This is a genomic window from Nocardia sp. NPDC006044, assembly GCF_042871115.1.
In the GTDB taxonomy this organism is placed as follows: domain Bacteria; phylum Actinomycetota; class Actinomycetes; order Mycobacteriales; family Mycobacteriaceae; genus Nocardia.
Map to the genome: position 1 here is coordinate 232,859 of NZ_JBIAID010000003.1, position 24,995 is coordinate 257,853.

Annotated in this window: 19 protein-coding genes; 15 read left to right on the forward strand and 4 right to left on the reverse strand. The window is 67.5% G+C overall.

The genetic code is table 11. The features are described 5' to 3' along the window. A partial coding sequence (locus ACFYO1_RS25720) for a DEDD exonuclease domain-containing protein (protein WP_387235945.1) occupies nt 1–1,784 on the reverse strand: 1,784 nt, incomplete at its 3' end. Between the two features lie 619 nt (nt 1,785–2,403). Here ACFYO1_RS25720 and ACFYO1_RS25725 point away from each other — a divergent pair. The 10 genes from ACFYO1_RS25725 to ACFYO1_RS25770 all read left to right on the forward strand — a co-directional run bounded on the left by ACFYO1_RS25725 (nt 2,404) and on the right by ACFYO1_RS25770 (nt 12,592). Further along, nucleotides 2,404–2,976 carry a C40 family peptidase gene (locus tag ACFYO1_RS25725; protein ID WP_387235948.1) on the forward strand — a complete coding sequence of 191 codons (573 nt, stop codon included), beginning with the start codon at nt 2,404–2,406 and terminating at the stop codon, nt 2,974–2,976. A 278-nt stretch (nt 2,977–3,254) separates the two neighbouring features. Beyond that, a complete protein-coding gene (locus ACFYO1_RS25730; protein ID WP_387235951.1) occupies nt 3,255–4,268 on the forward strand; it encodes an NlpC/P60 family protein in 1,014 nt (337 codons plus the stop codon). A gap of 491 nt (nt 4,269–4,759) precedes the next feature. Further along, entirely contained in the window at nt 4,760–5,755 is a 996-nt protein-coding gene (locus ACFYO1_RS25735; RefSeq protein ID WP_387235954.1) for a hypothetical protein, read from the forward strand. A 390-nt stretch (nt 5,756–6,145) separates the two neighbouring features. Then, nucleotides 6,146–7,273, forward strand: a complete 1,128-nt coding sequence (locus tag ACFYO1_RS25740; protein ID WP_387235957.1) for a glycosyltransferase family 4 protein — start codon at nt 6,146–6,148, stop codon at nt 7,271–7,273. A gap of 102 nt (nt 7,274–7,375) precedes the next feature. Next, nucleotides 7,376–7,759 carry a polyketide cyclase / dehydrase and lipid transport gene (locus tag ACFYO1_RS25745; protein WP_387235960.1) on the forward strand — a complete coding sequence of 128 codons (384 nt, stop codon included), beginning with the start codon at nt 7,376–7,378 and terminating at the stop codon, nt 7,757–7,759. A gap of 58 nt (nt 7,760–7,817) precedes the next feature. Next, nucleotides 7,818–8,255, forward strand: a complete 438-nt coding sequence (locus ACFYO1_RS25750; protein ID WP_387235963.1) for an SRPBCC family protein — start codon at nt 7,818–7,820, stop codon at nt 8,253–8,255. A 23-nt stretch (nt 8,256–8,278) separates the two neighbouring features. Beyond that, on the forward strand, nt 8,279–9,541 hold the full coding sequence (locus ACFYO1_RS25755; RefSeq protein WP_387238569.1) for an ArsA family ATPase: 1,263 nt from the start codon (nt 8,279–8,281) through the stop codon (nt 9,539–9,541). After that, entirely contained in the window at nt 9,531–10,304 is a 774-nt protein-coding gene (locus ACFYO1_RS25760; RefSeq protein WP_387235966.1) for a hypothetical protein, read from the forward strand. The genes ACFYO1_RS25755 and ACFYO1_RS25760 overlap by 11 nt, the downstream gene beginning before the upstream one ends. Beyond that, nucleotides 10,301–11,308 carry an ROK family glucokinase gene (locus ACFYO1_RS25765; RefSeq protein ID WP_387235968.1) on the forward strand — a complete coding sequence of 336 codons (1,008 nt, stop codon included), beginning with the start codon at nt 10,301–10,303 and terminating at the stop codon, nt 11,306–11,308. The genes ACFYO1_RS25760 and ACFYO1_RS25765 overlap by 4 nt, the downstream gene beginning before the upstream one ends. A gap of 555 nt (nt 11,309–11,863) precedes the next feature. Beyond that, a complete protein-coding gene (locus ACFYO1_RS25770; protein WP_387235971.1) occupies nt 11,864–12,592 on the forward strand; it encodes a lysophospholipid acyltransferase family protein in 729 nt (242 codons plus the stop codon). A gap of 564 nt (nt 12,593–13,156) precedes the next feature. Here the strand turns inward: ACFYO1_RS25770 and ACFYO1_RS25775 are convergent. Beyond that, nucleotides 13,157–14,107 carry an Lrp/AsnC family transcriptional regulator gene (locus ACFYO1_RS25775; protein ID WP_387235974.1) on the reverse strand — a complete coding sequence of 317 codons (951 nt, stop codon included), beginning with the start codon at nt 14,105–14,107 and terminating at the stop codon, nt 13,157–13,159. 994 nt (nt 14,108–15,101) lie between these two features. On the opposite strand from ACFYO1_RS25775, the gene ACFYO1_RS25780 reads away from it, so the two are divergent. From ACFYO1_RS25780 to ACFYO1_RS25790, 3 genes are all read left to right on the forward strand, one after another. Beyond that, entirely contained in the window at nt 15,102–15,395 is a 294-nt protein-coding gene (locus ACFYO1_RS25780) for a hypothetical protein (RefSeq protein ID WP_387235977.1), read from the forward strand. A gap of 401 nt (nt 15,396–15,796) precedes the next feature. Continuing rightward, nucleotides 15,797–17,353: an alkaline phosphatase D family protein gene (locus tag ACFYO1_RS25785; RefSeq protein WP_387235980.1), complete on the forward strand. Its 1,557-nt coding sequence runs from the start codon at nt 15,797–15,799 to the stop codon at nt 17,351–17,353. A gap of 51 nt (nt 17,354–17,404) precedes the next feature. Then, nucleotides 17,405–18,682 (forward strand): FAD-binding oxidoreductase, encoded by a 1,278-nt coding sequence (locus tag ACFYO1_RS25790; protein WP_387235982.1) that lies wholly within the window; start codon nt 17,405–17,407, stop codon nt 18,680–18,682. 697 nt (nt 18,683–19,379) lie between these two features. Here the strand turns inward: ACFYO1_RS25790 and ACFYO1_RS25795 are convergent. Continuing rightward, on the reverse strand, nt 19,380–19,853 hold the full coding sequence (locus tag ACFYO1_RS25795) for a hypothetical protein (protein WP_387235985.1): 474 nt from the start codon (nt 19,851–19,853) through the stop codon (nt 19,380–19,382). A gap of 237 nt (nt 19,854–20,090) precedes the next feature. After that, complete coding sequence (locus tag ACFYO1_RS25800) at nt 20,091–20,984, reverse strand: hypothetical protein (protein ID WP_387235987.1); 894 nt, start codon at nt 20,982–20,984, stop codon at nt 20,091–20,093. A gap of 528 nt (nt 20,985–21,512) precedes the next feature. Here ACFYO1_RS25800 and ACFYO1_RS25805 point away from each other — a divergent pair. Then, a complete protein-coding gene (locus tag ACFYO1_RS25805) occupies nt 21,513–21,917 on the forward strand; it encodes a CAP domain-containing protein (RefSeq protein ID WP_387235989.1) in 405 nt (134 codons plus the stop codon). A gap of 2,070 nt (nt 21,918–23,987) precedes the next feature. Next, nucleotides 23,988–24,782 carry an SDR family NAD(P)-dependent oxidoreductase gene (locus tag ACFYO1_RS25810; protein ID WP_387235991.1) on the forward strand — a complete coding sequence of 265 codons (795 nt, stop codon included), beginning with the start codon at nt 23,988–23,990 and terminating at the stop codon, nt 24,780–24,782. Nucleotides 24,783–24,995: the final 213 nt, after the last annotated feature.

A 24,995-nucleotide genomic window follows, 5' to 3' on the forward strand; every position in this document is an offset into this window, starting at 1 on the left:
CGGGCCGAACCCGACGCGAGGGCCGAACCCGACGCGAGGGCCGAACCCGACGCGAGGGCCGAACCCGACGCGAGGGCCGAACCCGACGCGAGGGCCGAACCCGACGCGAGGGCCGGACCGGGGGCGTAGGCGGGACCCGACGCGCAGACCGGACCGGGTGCGGGGGCCGGACCGGGCGCGGGGGCCGGACCGGGCGCGGGAATCAGAATGTCCGCCGCGATCTGCGCTTGGGCGGCGACGCCACCTTCCGGGATCACGGTTTCGGCGGCGGCGACGAGCTGTTCGACCACCACCATCGGCGGGACTCCGCGCACCGCGTTGCCCGCTGCCGCCAGTCGTCCGTAGCGGATGACGGCGAACTCCCAGCCGCCCGCGCCGTCGGGGTGGGCGGCGATCAGTTCGGCGATGCGGGCGACGGCGGCGAGGCGCTGGGTGCGGTGCAGGGCGCGGACCACGGCGGCGGTTCGGTCGCGGAGGCGGGCGGCCGCTTCGAAATGTTGTGCACGGGAGTGGGTTTCGATGCGGTCGAGCATCGAGCGCAGCGGGGCGTCGGAGTAGCCGGCGAACAGGGCGCGGACGAGCGCGGGCGCGGGTGCGTATTCCTCTGTATCTATAGGACTGCCGAGCGCGGAGGCGGGGCAGCCGCCGACGATCGCGGGCGGGCAGTCGTGCAGGGCGCGGCGGGGCAGGCGGGTACTGCAGGTGCGCAGGCCGGTGTATTCGGCGATGATCACCGCCAGCTCGGTGGCGTCGGCGCGAGAGGTGAACGGGCCCAGGGCATCTCGGTTCGGCGCGCGGACAACCGAGAAGCGCGGGAAGGGTTCGTCGGTGAGCGTGATCCACCAGGCGCGCTTGGGAAACTTGGAACGACGGTTGTAGGGCGGGGTGTGCGCGACGAGCAGGCGCAGTTCGCGGACCCCGGCTTCCAGCGCGTGCGCGCAGACCACATGGTCGACCCGGGTGGCGAGGGAGACCATCTCCTTCATCCGGCCGCGGGTCTCCGAGCCGGTGAAGTAATTGCGTACGCGGCGGCGCAGATTCACCGCGGTGCCGATATAGAGGACCTCGTCGGCAGGCCCGCGGAACAGGTACACGCCGGGGCTCGCGGGCAGGTCGTTGGCCAGCACCCGCTTGGCGCGCTGGCGCGGGGTGACGTCGGGCAGATAGTCGACGAGCTCGGTGAGGCTGTGCACGCCCTGATTGCCGACCCGCGCGATCAACGCGTGCAGCACGTCCACGGTCGCTCGCGCGTCGTCCAGCGCCCGGTGCGTCGGTTGCGTGCTCGCGCCGAGCAACTGGGCCAGCGCGCTCAACCGGACCGAGGGCGCCTCGTCCCGCCCGAGGACCCGACGGGCGAGCTTCACGGTGCACAACACGGTCGCCGCGGGCCAGGCCATGTCGTGCGCCGCCGCGGCCGCCCGCAGGAACGCCATGTCGAACCGCGCGTTGTGCGCGACCAGCACCGCACCGGCCGCGAACTCGAGGAATCCGGGCAGCACCGACGCGATGTCCGGGGCCGCGTAGACCATCGCCGTGGTGATCCCGGTGACCTGCACGATGGCCGGCGGCACCGCGCGCCCCGGATTGACCAGGGTGGCGAACTCGCCGAGCACCTCACCCCCGCGCACCTTGACCGCGCCGATCTCGGTGATCGCGTCACCCCCCGGACTGGTCCCGGTGGTCTCCAGGTCGACCACCACGAAGGTGGTGTCGAACAGGGGCGTGTCGAGGTCGTCGAAGACCAGCTGCCGAGCGGCGGCCTTGCGCGGTGCGGGGTCGGACACGGGCTGGAGCGTAGGCGGTGGGTCCGACAAGAACGGAGCGCGCGCGAGCCGGGTTGGGCGCACACGAAAACCCCACGAAATGTCCGAATGACACGGTGCGTATTTATGTTTCGGTACCCATGAAATGATCTAGAACGTCAAAAAGTGATACAGGTCACACTGTCGCATAAAACGTATCAATCGTCCGGGCGTGTCGGCCGACGCGGACGGGCCGCTTCAGGCTCGCTGTGACGGATCACAGCGAGTTGGCCGACCGACCAGCGTTCGACCCGCACATGTCTCCGAGATGAACGTAGCGACCTGGGGAAATGTCCAATCGGTTCACTTCCAGGGCTCGGTCAGGCATGGCATCGCTGACCGGGATAGCGGCCGCGAAGCTCGCCGGAGATCGCCCGTCGTTATCTTTTCGTGATTGCTGGGACATATCTCACACTGATTAAGCCCGAATTCAGACCCGCGCACGCATTCGGCAGGCGGCGGACTTTACAAACCCCCGTGATGTGTTCGTAACCTTTTCGAGACCTCACGGAGTCCGACGCACCAACCCGGTGCGAACGACACGAAGTCCGCGGCACCAGTCAGGGTGCGGCGTCGTGGGGCAGATTGGGAGTACCGCATCATGACGACCAATTCCGTCAAGCGTTCGGCGCAGCGTGCCGTCGCCGCCGGGGCCGTCGGCGCTGCCACCATCGGCGCGTTCCTGCTTCCGGCCGCCCCCGCATCGGCGCAGCCGGTGAACATCCCCGGCGTCGGAACCTTCGAGGTGCCGAACGAGATCCAGATCCCGCAGGGCATCCCGGGCATCGAACTGCCGGGCCAGGCCCCGCTGCCGTTCGTCGCCCCGAAGCGGACCATCGGCGAGGAAGCCCTCGACGCCGCCATGAGCAAGCTCGGCGCGCCGTACGTCTACGGTGCCGCGGGCCCGAACGCGTTCGACTGCTCCGGCCTGGTCAAGTGGTCCTACGAGCAGGCCGGCCTGGAGCTGCCGCGCACCAGCGGCGCCCAGCTGTCCGCGGGCACCCCGGTCTCGATGGACGACCTGCAGCCGGGCGACCTGGTGTCGTTCTACGGCGGCGGCCACTCCGGCCTGTACGCCGGCGACGGCAATGTCGTGCACGCCTCCACCGCGGGCACGCCCGTGCAGGTGGCCCCGATCTCCTCGATGCCGGTCGCCGGAGCCCGTCGCTTCTGACAAACCGCTGGTCGGGCCGTACGTTGCGGCCCGACCACCGGACGGCCCCTGTGATCATTTCGTTCTCTACTGGACACAGACGCAGGCCGTTCCGTAACCTAATCGAGACCTTCTGGAATTACCCGAGGCGTGCACCGCGCAAACCTTGTTTTCGATGAAGGTGCTCATCGGTTCGGATCGTCGGTTCCACCCAGATCGTTTCACGAGAGAGCGGGGCAAGGCAGGCTGTGGCAGCTCACCGGAGACATGGCTCACGACGTCTGGTCGGCGGAGCACTGGTGGCCGGAGTCCTGGCCACCACCGCCCTCTACGGTGGCAATCCGGCCGGCGCCGATCCGGTCGCGTTACCGGCCACGGCCACCGAGGCCGTGCAGCGGATGATCGACCTCTCCCGGCAGTCCGAGCAGCTCAATCAGCAGGCCTTGGACGCGCAGTCCGATCTGGACGCCAAGCTCGTCATCCAGCACGACGCCGACGCCAAGTTGGCCTCGGCCACCGACATGGTCAACCGAGCCCGCGACGAAGTACGCAAGTACCAGCCGATCATCAACCGGACCGCGATCGCCGCCTATCAGGGCGCACGCACCAACCGGTTGTTCGCCGTACTGGTCAGCGATTCCCCGCAGCAGTTGCTGGACCAGATGTCCACGCTGGACGTGCTCGCCGCGCAGACCTCCGCGCAACTGGATCAGTACAAGGTCGCCACCGACTCCGCCGACAAGGCCGAGGCGGTCGCGCGCCGAGCCGACGACGAGGCCCGCGCGGCCGCCAACAAGGCCGACACCGTGCGCGCCGACCTGGAACGCAAACGCAGCGACCTCGGCGGCGCCATCGCCCAGGTGGTGCAGGCGTGGGGTTCGTTGTCCGCCAAGGACAAATCAGCGCTCGCCGGTTCGCCCTTCCCGCCCGGCTTCGACCGCGACACCCTGCTGCAGGGACTGGTTCCCGGCAGCGGTACCAGCGCGTTGGCCGCGGGCCTGACCCGCATCGGCGACCCCTACGTCTGGGGCGCGACCGGCCCGAACCAGTTCGACTGCTCCGGGCTCGTGCAGTGGGCGTTCAAACAGGTCGGCAAGAACGTGCCGCGGACCAGTTCCGCGCAGGCGACCTACGGCACCCCGGTGTCCAAGGACGAACTGCAACCCGGTGACGTCGTGTTCTTCTACTCCGACATCTCCCACGTAGGCATCTACGCGGGCAACGGACTCATGCTGCACGCCTCCACCTTCGGTGTCCCGGTTGCCGTCGCCCCCATGGGCTCGACGCCCTACAACTCCGCTCGGCGATACTGACCAACTATGAATGGACATAACCTGTCCAACCCCTTGCCCGCCGAAAGCTGTGAACCGCCGGACCCGAGCGGCGGCACAGTGCTGAGCGAACGCCACCGCACGGGAACCGGCATGACCGCACGCCGCACGCGGCCGAGCCAGCAGGGCGCCAGCCCACACGAATTCAACCCGCGGGTCGTAATGCAGTGTGCACCGCGCGTGGTCGACGGCGATCTCATCTCCGCTGTCGGTGCGGGGCTGATGATTGCGATCCGCGGCGAGTGCACCAGCGACGGCGCAACCGTCCGGCGATACACGGGATCCGCTGGAGATCCAGCACCACAGCTCGGCGCTGTTTCGAGTGAGCGCCAGCAAGGTAACAGCCCACGCGAGTTCGGCCTGTCGATTGTTGACGCTGTGCGGGCTGCGCATGATCGGGCAGACAGGTTCGGCGCCCCGAGTGACAGGCGTACGGATCGTGGCGCTGCGGGCAGATGCACCGAGGCACGGCGATGAGTGGCGTGGGGCGGTTGCGGGCGTGGTGGTCGGCGCGGCGGCGGTTCGAGTTCTGTGTGACGGTGGCGATGGTCGTTGCGCTGACCGGGTTCTGCGGGGCCCTGGTGATGCTGCCGAACTCCGCGCTACCGAAACCGCATGCGGCACAGGCGACCGCCGATATCGCGGGACAGGCGCCGGCCGGCGATCCGCGGCTGGCCGAGGTGCGGCGCAGCATCGAACCGTTCGGCCCGCTCGTCGCCCGCCAGGTGGCGACCGGCGACGGGCAGCAATCCCTGGTCGTCGGCCATCCGGCCCAGCGCGTCGAAATCGACATCCTGGAACGCGAACTCGCCGCCGCCACTGCTGCGGTCAGCGAGGTGTGGGGCAAGGACTGGGCACAGGCGACCACGGTCGTAGTCGCCTCCTCCCCCGCCGAATTCGCCGGCCTCGTGCACGCGGGCAGCCTGTCCCCCGAGGTCGCCGCCGCCTCGGTCGCCGACCCGTTCGCGCCGGGCAGTCGGCCGACCGGTCAGCGCATCGTGTTCAGCCCCGACGCCGGCCGCCGCCTCGACCCCGAGGGCCTGCGCACCCTGCTCCGCCACGAACTCACCCACATCGCCACCCGCGCCGAAACCCGCGACGGCGCCCCGCTGTGGATGCTCGAGGGCTTCGCCGACTACACCGCGCATCGCGGCCAAGGCCATCGCTTCGCCGACATCGCCCCGACCCTCACCGCGCAGGTCACCCTTCGCAACCTCCCCGGCGACCTGCCCGCCGACGCGGAATTCTCCGGCCGCAACGCCGCCGCCACCTACGAACAAGCCTGGTCCGTCTGCGCCTTCATCGCCGACAAATACGACCAGCCCCGCCTGGTCGACCTCTACCGCCAGATCGCCGCGTCCCGCCAAACCCCAGCCACCGAAGACCAAATCCTCCAGAACGTCCTCGGCACCAACCGCACCGACTTCATCGCCGCCTGGCGCACGTGGCTCTCCACCCAAACAGCCTGAACCCGCCACACCCGCACACCTTCTGACGTCCGCACGCGTGTCAGCCCGGCAAACCGATGTGCGAGAAAACAGAAGGTCTGCGGCCGTTGTCTCTACACCCCACCGCCGCCCATCTATGCGACCCGGCGGGCAGAAGGACGCGACACGAAGCAGCAGCCGCGTCTAGCACCGTCGCCACCGCACACCTTCTGACATCCGCACCCGTACCAGCGCGGCAAGTCAGCACCACCGCCGCACACCTTTTGACATACGCACGCGTGTCAGGGCGGCAAGTCGGCGTGCGAGAAATCAGAAGATGTGCGGCTGTTGTCGCGACGTCGCTAGGTCTGACCCCCGTGTGAGAACACGCCGCGCGAAGTAGCGAAACGGGCAACACAGTAGGTTGTCACCATGGCCCGAACTCTGCTGGTGACCAATGATTTCCCGCCGCGGCCGGGTGGTATTCAGTCCTATCTGCATGCCCTGGCCGGTCAGCTCCCGCCGGACGATCTCGTCGTGTACGCCCCGCGCTGGCGCGGCGACAGTCACCTGAAATACGATGCCAAACAGAAGTTTCAGGTGGTCCGCCACCCGACGACGCTGATGCTGCCGACCCCGCTGGTCATGCGCCGGGCCGCGCGACTGCTGCGCAGCGAGAAGTGCGACACCGTGTGGTTCGGCGCCGCCGCCCCGCTCGCGCTGATGTCGCCGATGCTGCGCCGAGCGGGGGCCGAGCGCATTCTGGCCAGCACGCACGGGCACGAGGTCGGCTGGTCGATGCTGCCCGGAGCGCGGCAGGCGCTGCGGCAGATCGGCGAGCACACCGACGTGATCACCTACGTCAGCAAGTACACACGCGGGCGTTTCGCCTCGGCGTTCGGCCGCAACGCCGCGCTGGAGTATCTGCCGCCGGGCGTGGACACCGACGCCTTCCGCCCGGATCCGGCCGCGCGCGCCGAACTGCGCGACCGGTACGGGCTCGACGACCGCCCGACCATCCTGTGCCTGTCCCGACTGGTCCCGCGCAAGGGTCAGGACGCGCTGATCGTCGCCATGCGCGAGATCCGCGACCGAGTTCCCGGCGCGGTCCTGGTCATCGCGGGCGGTGGACCGTACGAGGAGAAACTGCGTCAGCTCGCGATCGCCGCGGGCGTCTCCGACGACGTCATCTTCACCGGCCGCGTCCCCTCCGGCGAGCTGGCCGCGCATCACACCCTCGCCGACGTCTTCGCCATGCCGTGCCGCACCCGCGGCGCCGGTCTGGACGTCGAGGGCCTCGGCATCGTCTACCTCGAAGCGTCCGCGTCGGGTGTGCCGGTGGTCGCGGGCCGTTCCGGCGGCGCCCCGGAAACGGTCATCGAGGGCGAAACCGGGCGCGTCGTCGACGGACGCTCGGTCCAGCAGATCACCGATGCCCTGGTAGACATCCTCTCCGACCCCGATGCTGCCGCCAGGATGGGTGCCGCGGGCCGCGCGTTCGTCGAGGACCGCTGGCGCTGGGACACCCACGGTGTCCGGCTCCGGCAACTCCTGCGGTGATCACCACTGCTGCGTCCAGCCCGCGATCCGATACGCTCACCCTGTGAGCGAGCGAACCAGAGACGCAGCGCCGATGGGCACGACCGCTAGCGAGGCGCTGTCGTGAGCACCATCCAGGTCGCCGACCAAACGTTCGTGGCCGCGCCGGGGATCGCGGTCGCCGATGTCCTGTCGGCACCGAACAACTGGCGCCGCTGGTGGCCGGACCTCACCCTCGTCGTCCGGGAAGACCGGGGCGACAAGGGAATCCGCTGGACCGTGTCCGGCGCGCTGGACGGCACCATGGAAGTCTGGCTGCAACCCATGCTGGACGGGGTGATCGTGCACTACTTCCTGCACGCCGAGCCGCGACCCGCACTGCCACCGAACCGGCTGGCCGCCGCCAACCGCGCGCGCCGCGTCGCGGGCCGCAACGTGTCCTTCGAACTCAAATCCCGGCTGGAGGCAGGTCGCCCGGCCGGTGTCGCACCCGCGCACGCCTCCTGACTCAGTTTCACCGGTCGCCGTCCCCACGTTTCACCGCTGAAAGGAACCGCTGTCCGCCATGGCCGACAGGACCCAGAGGTCGATCATCATCGAGGCCCCGTCGCAGCAGGTGATGTCCGTCATCGCCGATCTGGAGTCCTACCCGGAGTGGGTCTCGGCGGCGAAATCGGTCGAAGTGCAGGAGAAGGGGCCGGACGGCCGGGCGCGCACCGCGCGATTCGTGCTGGACGCGGGCGTGGTGAAGGACAGTTACGTCCTGTCCTATACCTGGAGCCCGGACAACAAGGCGGTCAGCTGGACGCTGGTCAGCGGTGAGTTGCAGAAGGCGCAGAACGGCACCTACGAGCTCATCGACCAGCCCGACGGCAACACCGAGGTGGTCTACACGTTGACCGTCGACCTGAACATCCCGATGATCGGCATGTTCAAACGCAAGGCCGAGAAGGTGATCACCGATACCGCGCTGAAGGAACTGAAGAAACGGGTCGAAGGCTGACGACGCACACGACCCGGGTCGAACTGTTCATCGGCAAAGGCGGGGTAGGCAAGACGACGCTGGCGTGCGCCACCGCCATGTCCTACGCCAGGGCGGGTGAGCGCGTGCTGGTGGCCTCGCTGGATCAGGCGCATTCGCTCGGCGACGCGCTGGGCTTCCGTTTCCCGCACGATCCCGGCACCGTCGCCGGGATCGCGAACATGCTGCCCGGCCTCGACGTGATCGAGGTGGATTCGCTTGCGCTGCTGGAGGATCGGTTCCGCGACGTGGTTCGCGTGCTGTCCCCCGGCACCGGCCACGAGCACGGCATCGACCTGGCCGCGCTGGATCCGGCCGAGCTGACCGGCCTGCCCGGCGTGCAGGAACTACTGATGCTGGTCGAGATCACCCAGTTCGCCAACGAGAACGACTGGGACGTGATCGTCGTCGACTGCCCGCCGTCGGCCGACATGCTGCGCATCATCACCGCGCCGGACACGCTGCTCGGCTATCTCGATCGGGTGTGGCCGCCGCACGCGCGGGCGATGAGCACGGTCGGCACCGATCTGCGGCAGGCCGTCCTCGCCGCGACCGTCGAACGGATCGTCAAGGCGGTCACCGAGGTCCGCGATCTGCTCGCCGACCATCGGCGTACCGGCGCGCGCCTGATCACCGTCGCCGAACGGGTGACCCTCGCCGAATCCGAGCGGGTCCGTTCCGCCGCCGCACTGCTCGGGCTGCGGCTGGACGCGGTGGTGGTCAACAAGGTGCTGCCGCCGACCTCCCCGCTCGACACCGAACATCCCGCCGTGCACTGGTATCTGAACCGGCGCGGCGAGCAGCTCGCCGTCATCGCCGAATTAGAACGCTCGATGCCGGGTATCCCGCTGCTGATCGCCCAGCACACCGGACCGGAGCCGATCGGGCTCACCTCGCTCGCGGCCCTGTCGTACGCGGTGGACGCGGACAGGAACATCGCCGGCACAGGACCTATGCTGAGCGACAGTCCGGCGGAGGTTGACGCGAGTTCCGGCGAACCGGTGGTTCGATGTGAATCAGGCACCGGCCTGCGCGCGATATACACACTGCGGATGCCCCTGCCCGTTGTCGACGCGGCAACGCTGCGACTTGGCCGAGTGGAGGACGATTTGATCGTGGGAGCGGACGGTGTCCGGCGGCGAGTTCGTCTTGCGCCGGTATTGCGGCGGTGCACGGTCGACGGTGCCGAACTCGACGGAGGACAACTCGTGGTGCGTTTCCGCCCCGATCCCGAGTTATGGCCCGAAGGTAGCGGCGATGAGCGGTGATCGGACGGGCGGGTTCTTCCGGCGGGGGGCCGGAAAACGCGACGTGCGCGAGTCGGAGAGCGGTAGCTGGGGCGCAGATGCGGACCGGCAGGGTTCCGACGAGCCCGGCACGAAGGAGGATGGTGCCGGCGATCGATCCGCGCACGACATCCGCGCCGATGAGCCGGGCACCCACGATCGAACCGGCGGTTCCAGGTGGCGTGCCGGCAGGTCGAGCGGTGACCGAACCGAGCATGGATTCCAGCATGAGCAACCGGCCGGCGGTGACCGGACCGACCCCGCGGACTCGGGGGTGGCCGATGACGAGCCGACGTCCGCTCGGGCGAAAGGTGCTGCGGGCGAGGGTGTTCCGGAGCACGGGCTGGCCGAGTTCGCGGCCGAGTTGAAGTTGCTCGCCGAAGCCGTGCTGGAGCGGGTCGAGCCGGTGCTGCGCCAGGCCGCCGACGGGCAGGTGGAGTGGTCGAGTTGCAGTTGGTGCCCCGTTTGCGCGGCCGCCGCCTTGATGCGCGGTCAGCACCATGAGGTGTTGCAAGCCGTTGCCGACCACGGCACCGCCCTGGTCACCGTGCTGCGCGAAGCGCTGGCCGGAGTCCCGGTCGACCCGGTCATGCCCGAACCAGGTGCGCATCAGCACAATCACGGTGTGCCACAGGATCATTCAGCCAGCACCTCGAAAGGTACGGAATCCACTGCCGGACAACACACATCGCGGACAGGCAAGCGTTCCCGCTATGTCGGCATTCCTGTGACGATCAAGGCATGACGCACCGCATAGCAGGTGCGCGACCGCTGACCGTCGGAATCGACGTCGGCGGCACCAACATTCGCGCATCGGTGATCGATACCAGCGGCGAGGTCCTCGACACCGTCCAGGCGCCGACCCCACATTCGGCCAAGGCACTCGAGGACGCCCTCGCCCGCTCCGTGCGCGAGCTGTGCCAACGACATCCGATCGGCGCGGTCGGACTCGCCGTCGCCGGATTCATCAACGGCGACCGCTCCACCGTCCGCTTCGCACCGCACCTGCCCTGGCAGAACACACCGGTCGCGCAACGGCTCACCGAACGGCTCGAACTGCCCGTCATTCTCGAACACGACGCGAATGCCGCCATGTGGGCCGAATATCGGTTCGGCGCGGCCGCGGGTGGTCACAACGTGGTACTCGTCGCGATCGGCACCGGCATCGGCGCGGCGCTGCTCATCGACGGCAAGCTGTATCGCGGAACCCATGGTGTCGCACCGGAACTCGGGCACCTGCAGGTCGTTCCGCAGGGTCGCGCCTGCCCGTGCGGCAAGCACGGTTGCTGGGAAAGGTATTGCAGCGGAACGGCACTCGCCGATACCGCGATCGAGATGCTGGCCACCGACCCGGTTCGGTCCGTGCTCGCCAAGGACGTCTTCCGCGATCCGGGCTCGCTGACCGGCCGCCGGGTCGCCAATGCCGCGCAGGACGGCGACCCGCTCGCCGTTCGCGTCATGGCGGATTTCGCCCGCTGGCTCGGCCTCGGCCTCGCCTTCGTCAGTGACATCTTCGACCCGGACCTGGTCGTCATCGCCGGCGGCGTCAGCAGCTCCGCGCCGCTGTTCCTCGACGAGGCCCGCGAGGAGTACGCGCGCTCCGTCACCGGTGCCGGCCACCGCCCCCTCGCCCGCATCCGCACCACCCAGCTCGGCGAGGCCGCAGGCATGATCGGCGCCGCCGATCTCGCCCGCGCCGCGCTGATCGAGAGCGAACACAAGTCCTCCCGCGTAGCCCGCAGCCACTGAGCTGCGGGCCACGCGGTTGCCCGCTGCCGGGGCTTCCGCAGAAGAGCAAGATCAAGAGGAACTGGTGTCGGTGCTCTCTCGACCGACACCAATTCCCGATGATCATGAACGCATGGGCTTGCCCGAGGCCGGCCCAACTTGTGGCGATCGGTGTCGCCGATCGCAGGTTGCGGTCAGGACTGGGACAGACGCTTGGTTGCACCGCTTCGGCGGCAATGCTGCTCGCCCAGGCCGAGTCTCGGGCGGGGGCCGTACCGGCACCCTCGTCGTCCGCCGCGGACGGCGATCGGGCCCGGATGAGTGTCTGTCCCGTGGTTGACGTTTCATTTGCTGCGGCAGTGGTATTCGATTGATACAAGCTTGCTTCGGTCGCCGATGACCTCCATTCCGGTCGCCGAGGAATCTGCTTCCGGTCGCCGATTGCGGTGTGCGCGCCTGCTCATGGCAGAGTGTGGTGAGATTCGCCGCTGCGCTTGGATGTGATCTGGCTCCAGCGGTAAAGTCGGCAGCTGACGCAGGTGCCCGCCTCTATCCCGGTCCCGGGGGAAGGACGTCATGTTCTACTGGCTGCTGAAGTACGTGCTGCTGGGACCGTTCATGCATCTCTACAATCGGCCGACGGTCGAGGGTGTGGAGAACATTCCGGCGGACGGTCCGGCGATCATGGCGGGTAACCATCTGTCCTTCGCGGACTGGTTGTTCGCGCCGCTGCTGAGTCCGCGGCGGATCAACTATCTGGCCAAGGCCGAATACTTCAACACCCCCGGCATCAAGGGCGCGTTCCAGAAGTGGTTCTTCACCACCTCCGGCCAGTTCCCGATCGACCGCACCGGCGCAGACGCGGCCGAGGACGCCCTCAACGCCGCCCGCAAGCTGCTCGATCAGGGTCGCCTCGTCGGCCTGTACCCCGAGGGCACCCGCTCCCCCGACGGCCGCCTGTACAAGGGCAAGACCGGCCTCGCCCGCCTCGCCCTGGAGACCGGCGTCCCGGTCATCCCGGTCGCCGTCATCGGCACCGACGAGGTGAGCCCGCCCGGCCCGTTCCGCTGGCGCCGCCGCAAGGTCACCGTCAAGTTCGGCACCCCCATCGACTTCTCCCGCTACGAAGGCATGGGCGGCAACCGCTTCGTCGAACGCGCCGTCACCGACGAGGTCATGTACGAACTCATGCAACTCGGCGGCCAAGAATACGTAGACGTCTACGCCGCCAGCCTCAAGAAAAACGTCCCCACCGGCGGCACCCCCCAGGAAGCCACCCGCATCCCCCACACCGCCGCCAGCTAACCCCGCGACCATCAGGCCGCTCGCCCCAGCCGATCCCCGGCCCGCGAGCGGCCTTCGTCGTCCCTGGCCCGTTCGACCCTGGCGACCGCCGAACGGGACACCACGAAGCGACTACTCGCATTGCGGCTCAGCCATCCCCCGCTCGGCTGCCACCTCACGCCGAACCGGCAGGGAGCCCCAACGCTCGACTTCACACCACCGCAGAACGATCCGGCCACCGCACGGCGCTCCATCAAATGGCAACGGTAAGACGGACCTGCTGGAAGTAATCGGCTACCTGCCCCCGGCTCGCATCGGGTCGCGGCCGATGGCTCGCTCATCCGGCTGGGCAACACCAGGATCGGCGTGTCCGTGGTCCACAGCGGCCGTGAATTGCGCGTGGACGTAGAGCTGGACCAGGGCAGCGCCAATCGCGCGCAAATCAAATCACTCGCCCGGCCAACGGGACATTGCGAAACGTCTACTCGCGATTCGGCGCGACAGGAACCCGTTGACGTCCGAGGTCGGTGTCCTGGGGTGCCGAGTGGGGTCCGGGAGAGCCGTTGTCGGGCAATGGTTCCGGGTTCAGAGGAGGAGGGCGCCGGCGCGTTTGATGGTTTTGATGATGGGGGCGGTTTCCATCGAAGTGATGCCTTGTAGTGGGGCGATTCGTTCGGTGAGGTAGGTGCTCAGGTGGGTGGTGTCGCGGCAGTTGATTGCCGCGAGGAGGTTGGTCGAGCCGGTGGTGAGGGCGGCGAAGGTGATTTCGGGGTGGTGGGACAGGGCTTCGGCGACGGCGACGACCTGGGCGGGTCGGGTGTTGATCCATAGGCGGGCCTCGGTGTGGAAGCCGAGTGTGGCGGGCGGTAGGTCGAGGTGGAATCGGAGGACGCCGGTGCGGCGCAACGCGGACAGGCGGCGCTTCACCGTGGACTCCGACCATCCGGTCACCGCCGTCAGCTCGGCATAGGACGTGCGGCCGTCCCGATTGAGGGCGTGCAGCAGTGCCCGATCCCCGGCGTCCAATTCGATTGGCGCGTTTGATGGTTCGACCTGCGGAGGCTTGAGGCCCGCCACCTGCTCCGGCGAAAGCGCCACCACGCCTTGCCATCCCGACGGCAACGCGAATCCACGCAGCACGAGATGCGCCGTCACCGAGACCACCCGACTGGTTCGCGGCAGTTTGTGCAGCAACAACGCGTCTTGTTCCTGGCTGCTCGCGGCCTGCACGGTGCACGACACCTCGGTGCCGCCGGACAGCAGATACACGAACGAGGTGTCCGCCCGATCGGCCAGCGCCTTGGCCACCGACATCGCGGCATCCGGCGTGCACCGCACCCGCACCGTCCACGACACGTACCCGAGCCGCCGCCCATCGACCATCCCGACCACCCGCATCGTGCCCTCGCCCCGCAGCTTGCGATACCGGCGAGCAACGGTGTTCTCCGAAACCCCCAGCACAGCGGCGATATCGCGAAAAGCAGCCCGTCCGTCGATATGCAGTGCGTGAATCAGCCCACGATCGACAGCATCCATTGGATGAGCATAAATCGATGACGGTATCCGGTATGTCAATCGCCCATGATGATGGCAACCGTCCGTCAGTCGACGCACACCCACGCGACACGCGGTCGTAAACGCGAGCCCAAAAACCGCCCGGTAGCGAAACCCCAAGCGATGCAATCGAATTCACCGTCCCTACAGCAACGACCCGAGTTCCGACACACCCCTCGCGCTACGTGCCCCTTCAGCCCCGCGGCCCGCCACTCGACTCGAAACCCTGCCCGGAAGGCATCGAACCGGCCGCTGTTCTCCCGCATCAGCCTGGCTCGCAACGTCGAACTCTGCGCCGCGTGATGGACATGCCAGTCAGCTTGGGCCTCATCAAAGACGCGTCGCCGCCCAAACCGTCCCATCGAGTGGCACACCATGGCGGCAAACGCCGAGAAGACCCCGCCATGGTGTGCCACTCGATGTCCAGCACTTCTCGATCGCGCGCCATCCGGCCATTGATTCGGGCGGAAAGGCGGCCGCCGATCTGAGGAGCCGGTACCCACGGTTTCCAGGGGTACCGGATGACCAGCCACCCGTTTCGAAGCCTGCTCGGAAGCCATTTAACCGGCCGCTGTTCTTCTGCATCAGCCTGGCTCGCAACGTCGAAGCCCTGCGCCGGGCGATGGACATGCCGGTCAGCTTTGGTTCCATCAAAGACACGTCGCCGCCCAAGCCCGTTCCATCGAGTGGCACACCATGGCGGCAAACGCCGAGAAGACCCCGCCATGGTGTGCCACTCGATTTCCACCCCCTTGACCGCGAGCCTGCCGAACCTCGAATTCAGGCAGAAGCGCCCACCGATCCAGTCGGCATCCAGGCGACGAGGGCCATCTTCGTCCTCGCCCGCACCATCGGCTGGCCCACACTCTCGACCTGCGCGACGCCGACGTCGTCTGCATCCGCAGCCTGCGCGGGGCGGGAGCGGGGCGGGAGCGGGCGGGGGCGGGCGTAATACCGGATCGCCTAGCCACGCAACATGCCTGCGGCGCTCGCCGAGACGGTCGATCTCATCACCCGCGAGAAGCTACACATTGCGGCAGGCGGCAATCCGGCCAGGCCGGACCCGTCGAGGATGGTGGCGGGCAACGCCTTTCCGGTCGCCCGGTCCTACTCGCTTGCCGAAGCGGCCGCGGCTCAGACTCCGGACCTTGGTCCATGCATAGGAACCGTGTTGCGGTCAAAGCATCAGACCGTGGTGCGTGCGGCAAAGGCCGCCGAACCGCCGGCCGACATCCACGACTCGCGTGTGGGGGCGGCGAGCTCCAGGTAACCTCCCCGGCGTGGGCTACTCACCGGCCGCGACGAGGGCAATTGTGCTGTTCGCCCGACCTTTTCATGGCGAGGCCATACCTCGTCATGCAGAGCTGGAACCACCCTTTCAGGTCGCGAGTGGCATATGGCTGCGGCGAACGCCGAGCGCTCAGCTTTATGATGCGGTGTTCGCACCTCCGCGTAATTCGCCGTTCGCACCTCCGCGCAACTCGGCGTTCGCACCTCCGCGCACCTATGCAAGTCCTCTCGGGGAGAGACCCGGCCTACGCGGACAATTTCCCCGCCTCCAACCGGAAATTCCCCCTGACCGGCGCGAAACTGTCCGCCCAGGCCGCCCCGTTACCCAACCGGACCGAACCCGTTCACATTGCGTTGAGATAGCTGGTCCAGGGTGATCCCATGACTGGTTCGATCTCCCGCCGCACCCTGCTGCGCACCTCCGCTCTCGGCCTGGTGGCTGCTCCCGCGCTGGCCGCGTGCTCGTCGAACGACGGTCCGGGGCTGGTCCGGCCGCGGCCGGTGCTGACACATGGTGTCGCGGTGGGTGACCCGCGTACCGACGGCGCGCTGATCTGGGCGCGCGCGGACCGGCCGGCGAAGTTGATCGTGGAAACGGCGGCCACCGAATCGTTCTCCAATGCCAAGCGATTCACCGGACCGTTGCTCACCCCGGATTCCGACGGCACCGGCCGGGTGCGGATCAACGGTTTGCCCGCGGGCGAACAGGTGCACTACCGGGTAACTCTGGAGGGCGACGACGGCGCCAAGTCCGAACCCATCACCGGTGTGTTCCGCACGGTCCCCACCGGCGCGTCCGACATCCGGTTGCAGTGGTCCGGCGACGTGGTCGGCCAAGGTTACGGCATCAATCCGGACCTCGGCGGCATGAAGATCTTCTCCACCATGGCCGCCCGCGACCCGCACTTGTTCCTGCATTCGGGCGATTCCATCTACGCGGACAACCCGGTCAAGGAATCGGTGACCCTCCCCGACGGGCGAATCTGGCGCAACCTCGTCTCCGAGGCGAAAAGCGCTCCCGCGCAAACCCTCCAGCAGTACCGCGGCGCCTACGCCTACAACCTGACCGACCAAAACTATCTCCGCTTCAATTCCTCGGTCGCCCAGGTCGTGCAGTGGGACGACCACGAGACGGTCAACAACTGGTACCCCGGCGGCCTGGTCGCGGAGTCCAAGGGTTACACCGAGCGCAACATGGACGTCCTGGCCACCCGCGCCTGGCAGGCCTTCCACGAGTGGATGCCGGTAGAGCCCAAGGAAGCGGTCGACGGCCGCCTGTACCGCAAGATCTCCTACGGCCCGCTGCTGGACATCTTCGTGCTCGACATGCGCACCTACAAGGACACCAACGACGCGAACAACGGCCCCGAGGGCCGCATCTTCGGTCCGGCACAGACGAAGTGGCTGATCGAGGGCCTGCGCGATTCACAGGCCACCTGGAAGATCGTCGCCAACGATTTGCCGTTGGGCGTGGTGGTCAAGGATGGTGAGCAGCCGAACACCACCGCGTTCGAGGGTCCGGCGAACGCCGATCCCGGCGCGCCGTCCGGCCGCGAAACCGAGATCGCCCAGGTGCTTTCGTCGATCAAGGCGAACAAGGTGACCGACGTGGTGTGGCTGACCGCCGACGTGCACTACACCGCGGCCCACCACTACGCCCCCGAGCGCGCGGCGTTCACCGACTTCGACGGCTTCTGGGAGTTCGTCTCCGGACCGCTCAACGCCGGCGCGTTCGGCCCCAACCCGCTGGACGCGACCTTCGGACCGGAGGCGGTTTTCGTGCACGCGCCGACCGTGCAGAACAGTTCGCCGCTGGATGCCTTCCAGCATTTCGGCGAGGTGCTGATCGACGGCAAGTCAAGGGAACTGACAGTCAATCTGTGCGATGCGAGCGGATCGGTGCTGTTCAGCCAGCGACTCGAACCGACCGTCCGGTAGCTCTCGAGATCGGGGAGGCGGCGCGGGCCGCGCTGTAGTAGCTTTCGTGCCATGAGCACGCCGCAGTTTGTCTCCGCCGAGGAATACCTACCCCGCGATACGGCGGATGTCGTTCGCACGGTTCGGGATTCACGCGGCCGCGCGGAACCGCTGACCGTCCGCGGCGGCGAGCAACTCGACGACGGACTGACACTGCCGGCCCAGCCGACGGTGGTGTCGCTGCGCCGGATGAATCAGGTGCTCGACATCAATCTGGGGCGGCGGACGGTGCGCGTGCAGGCCGGTGCCAAGCTGTCCGACATCGACCGGCGACTCGGCGCGCACGGGCTCGGCCTGCCGATCGTCGGCGACCACCGCGACATCACCGCGGGCGGATTCGCGTCTGTGGGCGGGGTGAGCGCGGCGTCGCACAAGTACGGGATGTTCATCGACCAGGTCGTCGATCTCGAATACGTCGACAACGACGGACGCATCGGCACCTGCGGGCGCACCCACCACGCCGAGCGGTTCCATCGCATCCTCGGCGCGGGCGGGCGCGCGGGCATCATCACCGCGCTCACCCTCGACGTGATCGACATCGACAAGGACCGCACCTGGCTGACCACCAACGCCGACCGGTTCCTCGACTTCGACTCCTTCGTCGAACACGCCTACGCCGAGATCATGCGGCCCGGCAACGCGGCGTTGCAGGTGGGTCGCTGGGTCGACACCGCGCCGTTGAAGGTGGCGCGCCCGGGCGGTGTCGGGCATGTGCAGTTGGGCACCGTGCGATTCGGCCAGTGGTCGACCCTGCATCCCACCACGCCGACCCGTTCCGTGCGGGCCCGGCGTGAGGTCGGTTCGCGCGCCCGGAAATCGCTGGGCGTCATCGCCTCCGCCGCCACCGGTCCCGCCGGCATGCCGCTGCGCAACGCCGCCGCGGGCGCGGTGCTGTTCGCGCCCAAGGTGCAGACCCTGCGCGATGCCGAATACCTCGCCGACACCGCCCTCAGCTCGTCCGAGCGCGGCCCCGCCTACCGCGTCGGCATTTTCGCGCCCCTGTCCAGCTACACGTCGGTCTTCTACCGCCTGCACGATCTGTTCGCCGGCCACCGCGAGCGCACCGGCTGCTTCACCGTCATCTCCGCCATGACCTATGGCGTCCGCTCCCGCTACCTGCGCTCCGAGTCCGCCGCCCGCGGCCTCTCCCCCGAAGACCACGGCCTCATCACCTTCACCAGTCGCCTCCGCCCCGCCGCCCTCCCCTCAGAACTGTTGCGCGACATAGTCGCCGGCATCGACGAGATCTGCCGCTCGGAAAACGCTCTACGCTACGAGTCGGAGGAGTAGGACCTCCGGCGCGCCGCCCACCCCAGTCAGCGCGCCAGAACCAACCCACCCCCACGACGACCCTCACGCCGAACGGGACACCACCGCGCAAAATCGCGAGACCCGCCACCGCAGTGTCCCGTTCGGCAACTCCCTTCGCGCCGAACGGGACTTGACGACGCCGAACCCTGGACCGCGACACGCTGATTCCCCGGCACCAAGACTAACGCCGCACAGACCTCGCCGCGCCAGCCCGCAGGACAGAGCTCGCTGATGTCCCCCTCGCCAATGACACTCACGACGAACGGGACATCACTACAAATGCGAGTCGGGCCACATCGACGCGCCTCCAATCTGCGCGCCAGATCGCCCCTCGACGTCACTACCCGTGTCGGTCCTACACCGAACGGGACCTCAATCAACCAAATCGCTTAACAATCCACGCTGACGCCCCGCCCGACAACGACCTATACGTCGCACGGGACATCACCGCGCAAAATCGCGAGAACAGCCACCACAAGGTCCCGCTGGACCACAACTTTCGCGCCGAACGGGGCATGGCTGAGCTGAATCGCGAGATCGGCCACGGTGATGTCCCATTCGACAGCGGCGCTTTCGCCGAACGGGGCTTACCGTGCCTAACCGCAACACGGCGCAGCGATGTGCCGCTTGGCAAGAGGTTTCGGCAGTTGGGCGTTGGTCAGGAACGCGACTCCGCCTAGGCACTGGACGTGAATTCCTGCTCGACAACCGGTCTCGCATCGAGTGGGACCTTGCTGCGCTCAATCGCGGGGCAGGCCCCGGTGAAGTCCCATTCGACAATGAAACTCACCACGAACGGGACATCACCCCGCGAAACCGCGAGACAGACCGCGGTGAAGTCCCACTCGACAACGACACTCACGCCGAACGGGACATCACCGCGCGAAACCGCGAGACAGGCCACGGTGAAGTCCCACTCGACAACGACACTCACGCCGAACGGGACATCACCGCGCGAAACCGCGAGACAGGCCACGGTGAAGTCCCACTCGACAACGACACTCACGCCGAACGGGACATCACCGCGCGAAACCGCGAGACAGGCCACGGTGAAGTCCCACTCGACAAAGCCATTCGCTCCGAACGGGACTTGACGACGCCCAACCTTGGGACTCAACACGCTAACGCCCCGCCCGACACCAAGACTCACGCCGAACAGACCTCGCCCGCAAAACCGCAGGACAGGGCTCGCTGATGTCCCCCTGGGCAAATGACACTCACGACGAGCGGGACATCACTGCGCTGAATCGCAAAGGCATAGCTGGTGTCCCGCTTGGCGACCATCGATTGGAGCGGGACACCGGCGATGCGTTATCGCGACGTTGTGGCCTGGTACTGGCGCCCATCGAGACTAGGGAGACGATGGGCGTCCGTTAGGAGGGAAGGATTAGGCGGAGGCTGCTGCTGCGGCGCTTAGTGGGGTGAGGATTGCGGCGAGGGGGCCGAGGATCGAGCTGCCGGTTCCGGCGATCGAGCTACCGCCGTCGAGCGCGGCGCTGCCGGAGCTGAGAGCGGCGCTGCCCGGGCCGAGGATCGAGCTGCCGCCGTCGAGGATCGAGCTGCCGACTCCGGCGATCGAGCTACCGCCGTCGAGGGCGGCACTGCCGGAGCTGAGGGCGGCGCTGCCCGGGTCGAGGATCGAGCTGCCGGATTCCAGGCCTTGGGCCAGTGCGGCTCCCACTTTCAGCGCGGCCGTGACGGTGGCGAGCAATGACGTGAGATCTGTTGCTGGAGCCAGCTTTTGGACATGCTCGACGGGCGCGGCTTCGGGGTTCGCGGTGTCGGCGGCGGCGTCAGCGCTGCTCGGCGCGGCCGGTTTGCCGGCCGAGGGAGTCAAGGCGGCGCTGCCAGACTCCAGCCCTTCGGCGAATGCCGCTCCTGCGTTGAGAGCGGCGCTGATGTTGTTCAGTAGCACAGTGAGATCGATTGGGGGCAGAGCGATTTGGGCGTTGGGCCGGACGGCGGTGTCGGTCCGATGGTGCGGGCGGGGTGTGTTCGTCCGGCCGGGCAGCGCCGTCGGCTCGAAGGGTGTAAGCGGCAGTCCGAGTCCGGCCGGCCCCACCTTTTCGCTGGATGACTGATCAGGTAGCGCGTCCGCGTCGATCGGCGGCCGGATCGGCCACGCATGCTTGCCTGCGACAACCGGCTGTTGCGTGTCGGCGGGTTCGGCGACCGGCGCCTGCGGAGGTAGGTCGGCCATGGTGGCGGTCAGGATCGCCGCCTGGTTCTCGGGGGACGGCCCGTGTTCGGTGGCGATACCGGTAGCGATCAGTGCGGTCATCGAGAGCATGGCCAACCGCATCGAACCGAGAGGGTTCCGTCTTGCGTTGTGTTTGCCCATCAGTTGTCGTCCTTAGTAACGAATCGATCGATTCAGTTGTGCCCGCACGTCGGTGTCACCGGATGCGACGAATCGGGCGCTGCTACTCGCGCACGTTCGCCCATGGTCGAGCATGGATGGGGATGAAGATCGAAAACGTCCGGTGTCCTGGGATGCGGCCATTTCGGATGCCACGCATCGTATCGGACGGTTCGCCTTCTCCGCTACGTTATGCGGTCGAATCTTGCGCTTTCACAGACCGATTGCCGCCAGGCCGCTGGACGGCACGAAGATCTTGCCTCCGCTCGCGCCGAGATGTTAATGTTATTCAAACGTAATACGAACCGTGGAGTCTGAATTATGCGTCTTTCTCCCGCTCTGATCCGTTCCTTACTTACTTGTCTCGTCATACCAACTTCCGCCGCCTGCCTAGTCGCACTGGGGCCGGCAGCACTGGCTGCGCCACAAGCTCAGTCCGTCACCGGAGAGGTGGTCAGCCGCACCAACGCCGAACGCGCAAAGGTCGGATGCCCCGCCCTGAAGGCCGAAAGCCGCCTGATCAAGGCCGCTCAGGCCCATACGGAGGGCATGGCTGCCCGTGGCATCCTGGACCACAATTCGCCCGAAGGCAGCCCGGGCGACCGGATCAAGGCGGCTGGCTACCGCGCGAGCGCGTGGGCGGAGAATATCGCCTCGGGTCAATCGAGCGCTGCCGCCGTGGTCGACGGATGGATGCACAGTGCGGGTCATCGCGCGAACATTCTCAATTGCAGTCTTCGTGATATCGGTGTCGGATTTGCCACGAGTAGAAATCGCACGCCGTATTGGACACAAGACTTCGGTACGTCCAGCGAACAGAGTTCGAATCAATCGTCCGGGCGGCCGCGTAGGTAAAACCTCCGTTTAGTCGCATTTGTATTCAGCGGAAATTAGGGCGGGGAAGCCGAATTTCCGCGCGTGAATTGCTTCTATCTGTCACGGACAACATAGTCCTGCGCATGGAACCCTAACCCGCTGACAGCGATGGGTCGACCAGTTGCCGACCCATCGCTGTCCATGGTGCCCGCACGCCGCGCCGACGGCATGTCGGTATCACCGCCGTCGTATGTGATCTGCCGGGGCACTGACGTAACCAACCGGACCCGTACGGAATTCACCGCGCAGGTCGATGGATAACGGAAACGTCCTAGCCAACCGCGCCATCCCGGGCTGAAGTGTCGCACAGCAGCTGGCTAAGCGTTCGGGACGACGCCCGCATTGTGTGGTGCGTCGGCGGTGCTGCTGCTCACGCCGTGACACCGAGGAACTCGGACAGCGCCATTCACATCCGGCTCCGGCCGGCGAACGATATCGGCCTCCTGATCTATCTTTCAATTCGGTCCACCGCACGCCCGCGGGGACCCACCGCCTGACCTGAACCGCTTCACTCGCACGAGTTCGGCGGCGCACGCATCGCTGAACGACCGAAAGATGTCGAGGGCCACGACGATTGAGAGTTGCGACTCGAGAACGCAGGACGCAACACCGTGCCATCCCGCTCGGTAACCACCGCCGCGCCAAACAAAACAAGGTCGCACCGAACGGGACGCGGTCGCGCCGAACGAGACATGATCACACTCAGCGAGAGCCGCCCGCGGAGGCCCACCGCCTGACCTGAACCGCTTCACTCGCACGAGTTCGGCGGCGCATGCATCGCTGAACGACCGAAAGATGTCGAGGGCCACGGCGATTGAAAGTTGCGACTCGAGAACGCAGGACGCAACACCGTGCCATCCCGCTCGGTAACCACCGCCGCGCCAAACGAGACAAGGTCGCACCGAACGGGATGCGATCGCGCCGAACGAGACAAGGATGCACCCAGCGAGACATGGTCGCGCCAACGAGACATGCTCGCGCCAAACGACGAGGTGACCCGAACTTGTGGTCGACGAGCAACGAGTGCCCTCTCGTCGCGTTGTGGTCAACGAGCACATTGAGCGGCAACCGGGCGACCGATCATGGCTCCTGTGGTCGTGCCACCACAGCTGGCAGCGGCAGACTCACCGCACCTGCCGGTAGGCATCGCGCGGACGCGGATCGTCGGCCTATTCGATCGACAACCAGCCCAATCGTCCATCGCGCGCCCGACCTGCCATCGCTCGCGGCGATTCTCGAACCTGCGGACAGGGTCGAAACTGCTACCGGCACCCGGACTTTCAGCACTCACTTGCGGCGTCATGCGTGAACCTAGCGGTGGCCCTGCATCACGCCCCACATGCCACGCGCCCTGCCCACGCGCCACGCCCCTCTCGCCACACCCCACGCGCCCTGCCCCACGCGCCACGCGCTCTGCACTCTGCACTCTGTGCCCTGCTCCACGCGCCACGCCCCACGCGCTCTGCACTCTGCGCCCTGCTCCACGCACCACGCACCCTGCCCCACGCGCCCTGCGCTCTGCGCCCTGCCCCACGCGCCACCCGCCACGCACCCTGCGCCGCGCCCTGCCCCACGCACCATGCGCCACGCGCCCTGCCCACGCCCCACGCGCCCCTGCCCCCGCGCCCTGCCCCACGCGCCACGCACCCTCCCCACGCGGCCTGCCTCACGCGCCACGCCCCACGCGCCCTGCGTGCCTGCCCCCGCGCCACGCCCCACACCCCACGCGCCCTGCACCCTCCCCACGCGCCCTGCCCTACGCGCCACACGCCACGCCCACGCACGCCCAACACCCAACGCCCAACGCCCGACGCCAACACCCAACACCCAACACCCAACACCCAACGATGGGAACAGAACCCCGCCCGAACCCATTCGGCGAACACTCCCATCAAATCGGCGGCAAACTTTATACTGTGACCGGCCGCAGATGGTCGCCAGGTGGTAGCGGCGGCGGGCGGTCCGGCGCAGTTGGTGGGTGCCGTGCGTGTGTTCAGCCGTTCACGTGTGAAGGTTGCTGTGCCGATGCCCGAATTTCGTGCTGCCCCGGTGAGATCCGCTGATCGTCAACGTCATCGTCCGCCGGAGGGATCGCTGATCGGGCAGCGCGTGCTGATCACCGACGCGTGTTCCGACATCGGCCGGGCCACCGCGAATGTGCTTGCCGCCCAAGGCGCTCAACTGCTGTTGGTGGCGCGCGGCAGTGACGAACTCATCGCCGCCTGCGAGGACATCCGCTCGGATGGTGGTGTGGCGGACTGGAATCGCTGCGACATCTCGGCCCTCGGCGACGTCGATCAGCTGGTGACCTGGGTGCTCGGCGAGTTCGGCACCGTCGACGTGCTGATCAATACCGCCGGCCGCCCCGTGCGCAGGCCGGTAACCCAGTCGCTGCACCGATTCCGCGACTATCAGCGCATGATGGCCACCAACTACTTCGGCCCGCTACGCCTCACTCTCGGCCTACTACCCGCGATGCTGCGCTCCGGTTCGGGCCATGTGATCAACGTCGGCCCGTGGAACGCGAACACCGGCGCCGCACCGAATTTCGCCTCCTACGCCAGCGCCCGAGCCGCCTGGACCACCTTCGGTCAATGCGCCGACGCCGAACTCTCCCCCCACGGCATCCAGGTCACCGCCGTCCACTACCCCGCCTTCCGCACCGACACCGCCCACTACAGCGAAGAGTCCCCCCTCGAAGCCGATCAAACCGCCCACCGCATCCACTCCGCCATCCACACCCGAGCCCCTCGCCTCGAACCCCGCTTCACCCGCACCCTCTACGCCCTGGCCGGCGTAGCCCCCCGCTCCACCGCCCGCCTCATGCACGCCTTCGGCATCTAGCCCCACTCCCACTCGACGCACCCAGCACCCTCTTGACGCACACTGCATCCTGCGCCAAGAGCACGCAAGCTACGTCAAGTCAGCGCCGTTCGACGAAACCCTGCCACACCTCTGTGTCAGCCCCATCTGATGATGAACGATGACCTGACCCGAACGGGGTCCTGGACGCGGCGCGGACCTGTGGTTCGGAAACGGCGAAAGCCCCCTCCGCAC

Bases quoted from the DNA above. Each gene is read 5' to 3' on its own strand.
- ACFYO1_RS25765 (WP_387235968.1), top strand. From the start codon at position 10,301: ATGACGCACCGCATAGCAGGTGCGCGACCGCTGACCGTCGGAATCGAC.
- ACFYO1_RS25785 (WP_387235980.1), top strand. From the start codon at position 15,797: ATGACTGGTTCGATCTCCCGCCGCACCCTGCTGCGCACCTCCGCTCTC.
- ACFYO1_RS25750 (WP_387235963.1), top strand. From the start codon at position 7,818: ATGGCCGACAGGACCCAGAGGTCGATCATCATCGAGGCCCCGTCGCAG.
- ACFYO1_RS25775 (WP_387235974.1), bottom strand. From the start codon at position 14,107: ATGGATGCTGTCGATCGTGGGCTGATTCACGCACTGCATATCGACGGA.
- ACFYO1_RS25760 (WP_387235966.1), top strand. From the start codon at position 9,531: ATGAGCGGTGATCGGACGGGCGGGTTCTTCCGGCGGGGGGCCGGAAAA.
- ACFYO1_RS25725 (WP_387235948.1), top strand. From the start codon at position 2,404: ATGACGACCAATTCCGTCAAGCGTTCGGCGCAGCGTGCCGTCGCCGCC.
- ACFYO1_RS25790 (WP_387235982.1), top strand. From the start codon at position 17,405: ATGAGCACGCCGCAGTTTGTCTCCGCCGAGGAATACCTACCCCGCGAT.
- ACFYO1_RS25770 (WP_387235971.1), top strand. From the start codon at position 11,864: ATGTTCTACTGGCTGCTGAAGTACGTGCTGCTGGGACCGTTCATGCAT.
- ACFYO1_RS25735 (WP_387235954.1), top strand. From the start codon at position 4,760: ATGAGTGGCGTGGGGCGGTTGCGGGCGTGGTGGTCGGCGCGGCGGCGG.
- ACFYO1_RS25780 (WP_387235977.1), top strand. From the start codon at position 15,102: ATGCCTGCGGCGCTCGCCGAGACGGTCGATCTCATCACCCGCGAGAAG.
- ACFYO1_RS25740 (WP_387235957.1), top strand. From the start codon at position 6,146: ATGGCCCGAACTCTGCTGGTGACCAATGATTTCCCGCCGCGGCCGGGT.
- ACFYO1_RS25800 (WP_387235987.1), bottom strand. From the start codon at position 20,984: ATGACCGCACTGATCGCTACCGGTATCGCCACCGAACACGGGCCGTCC.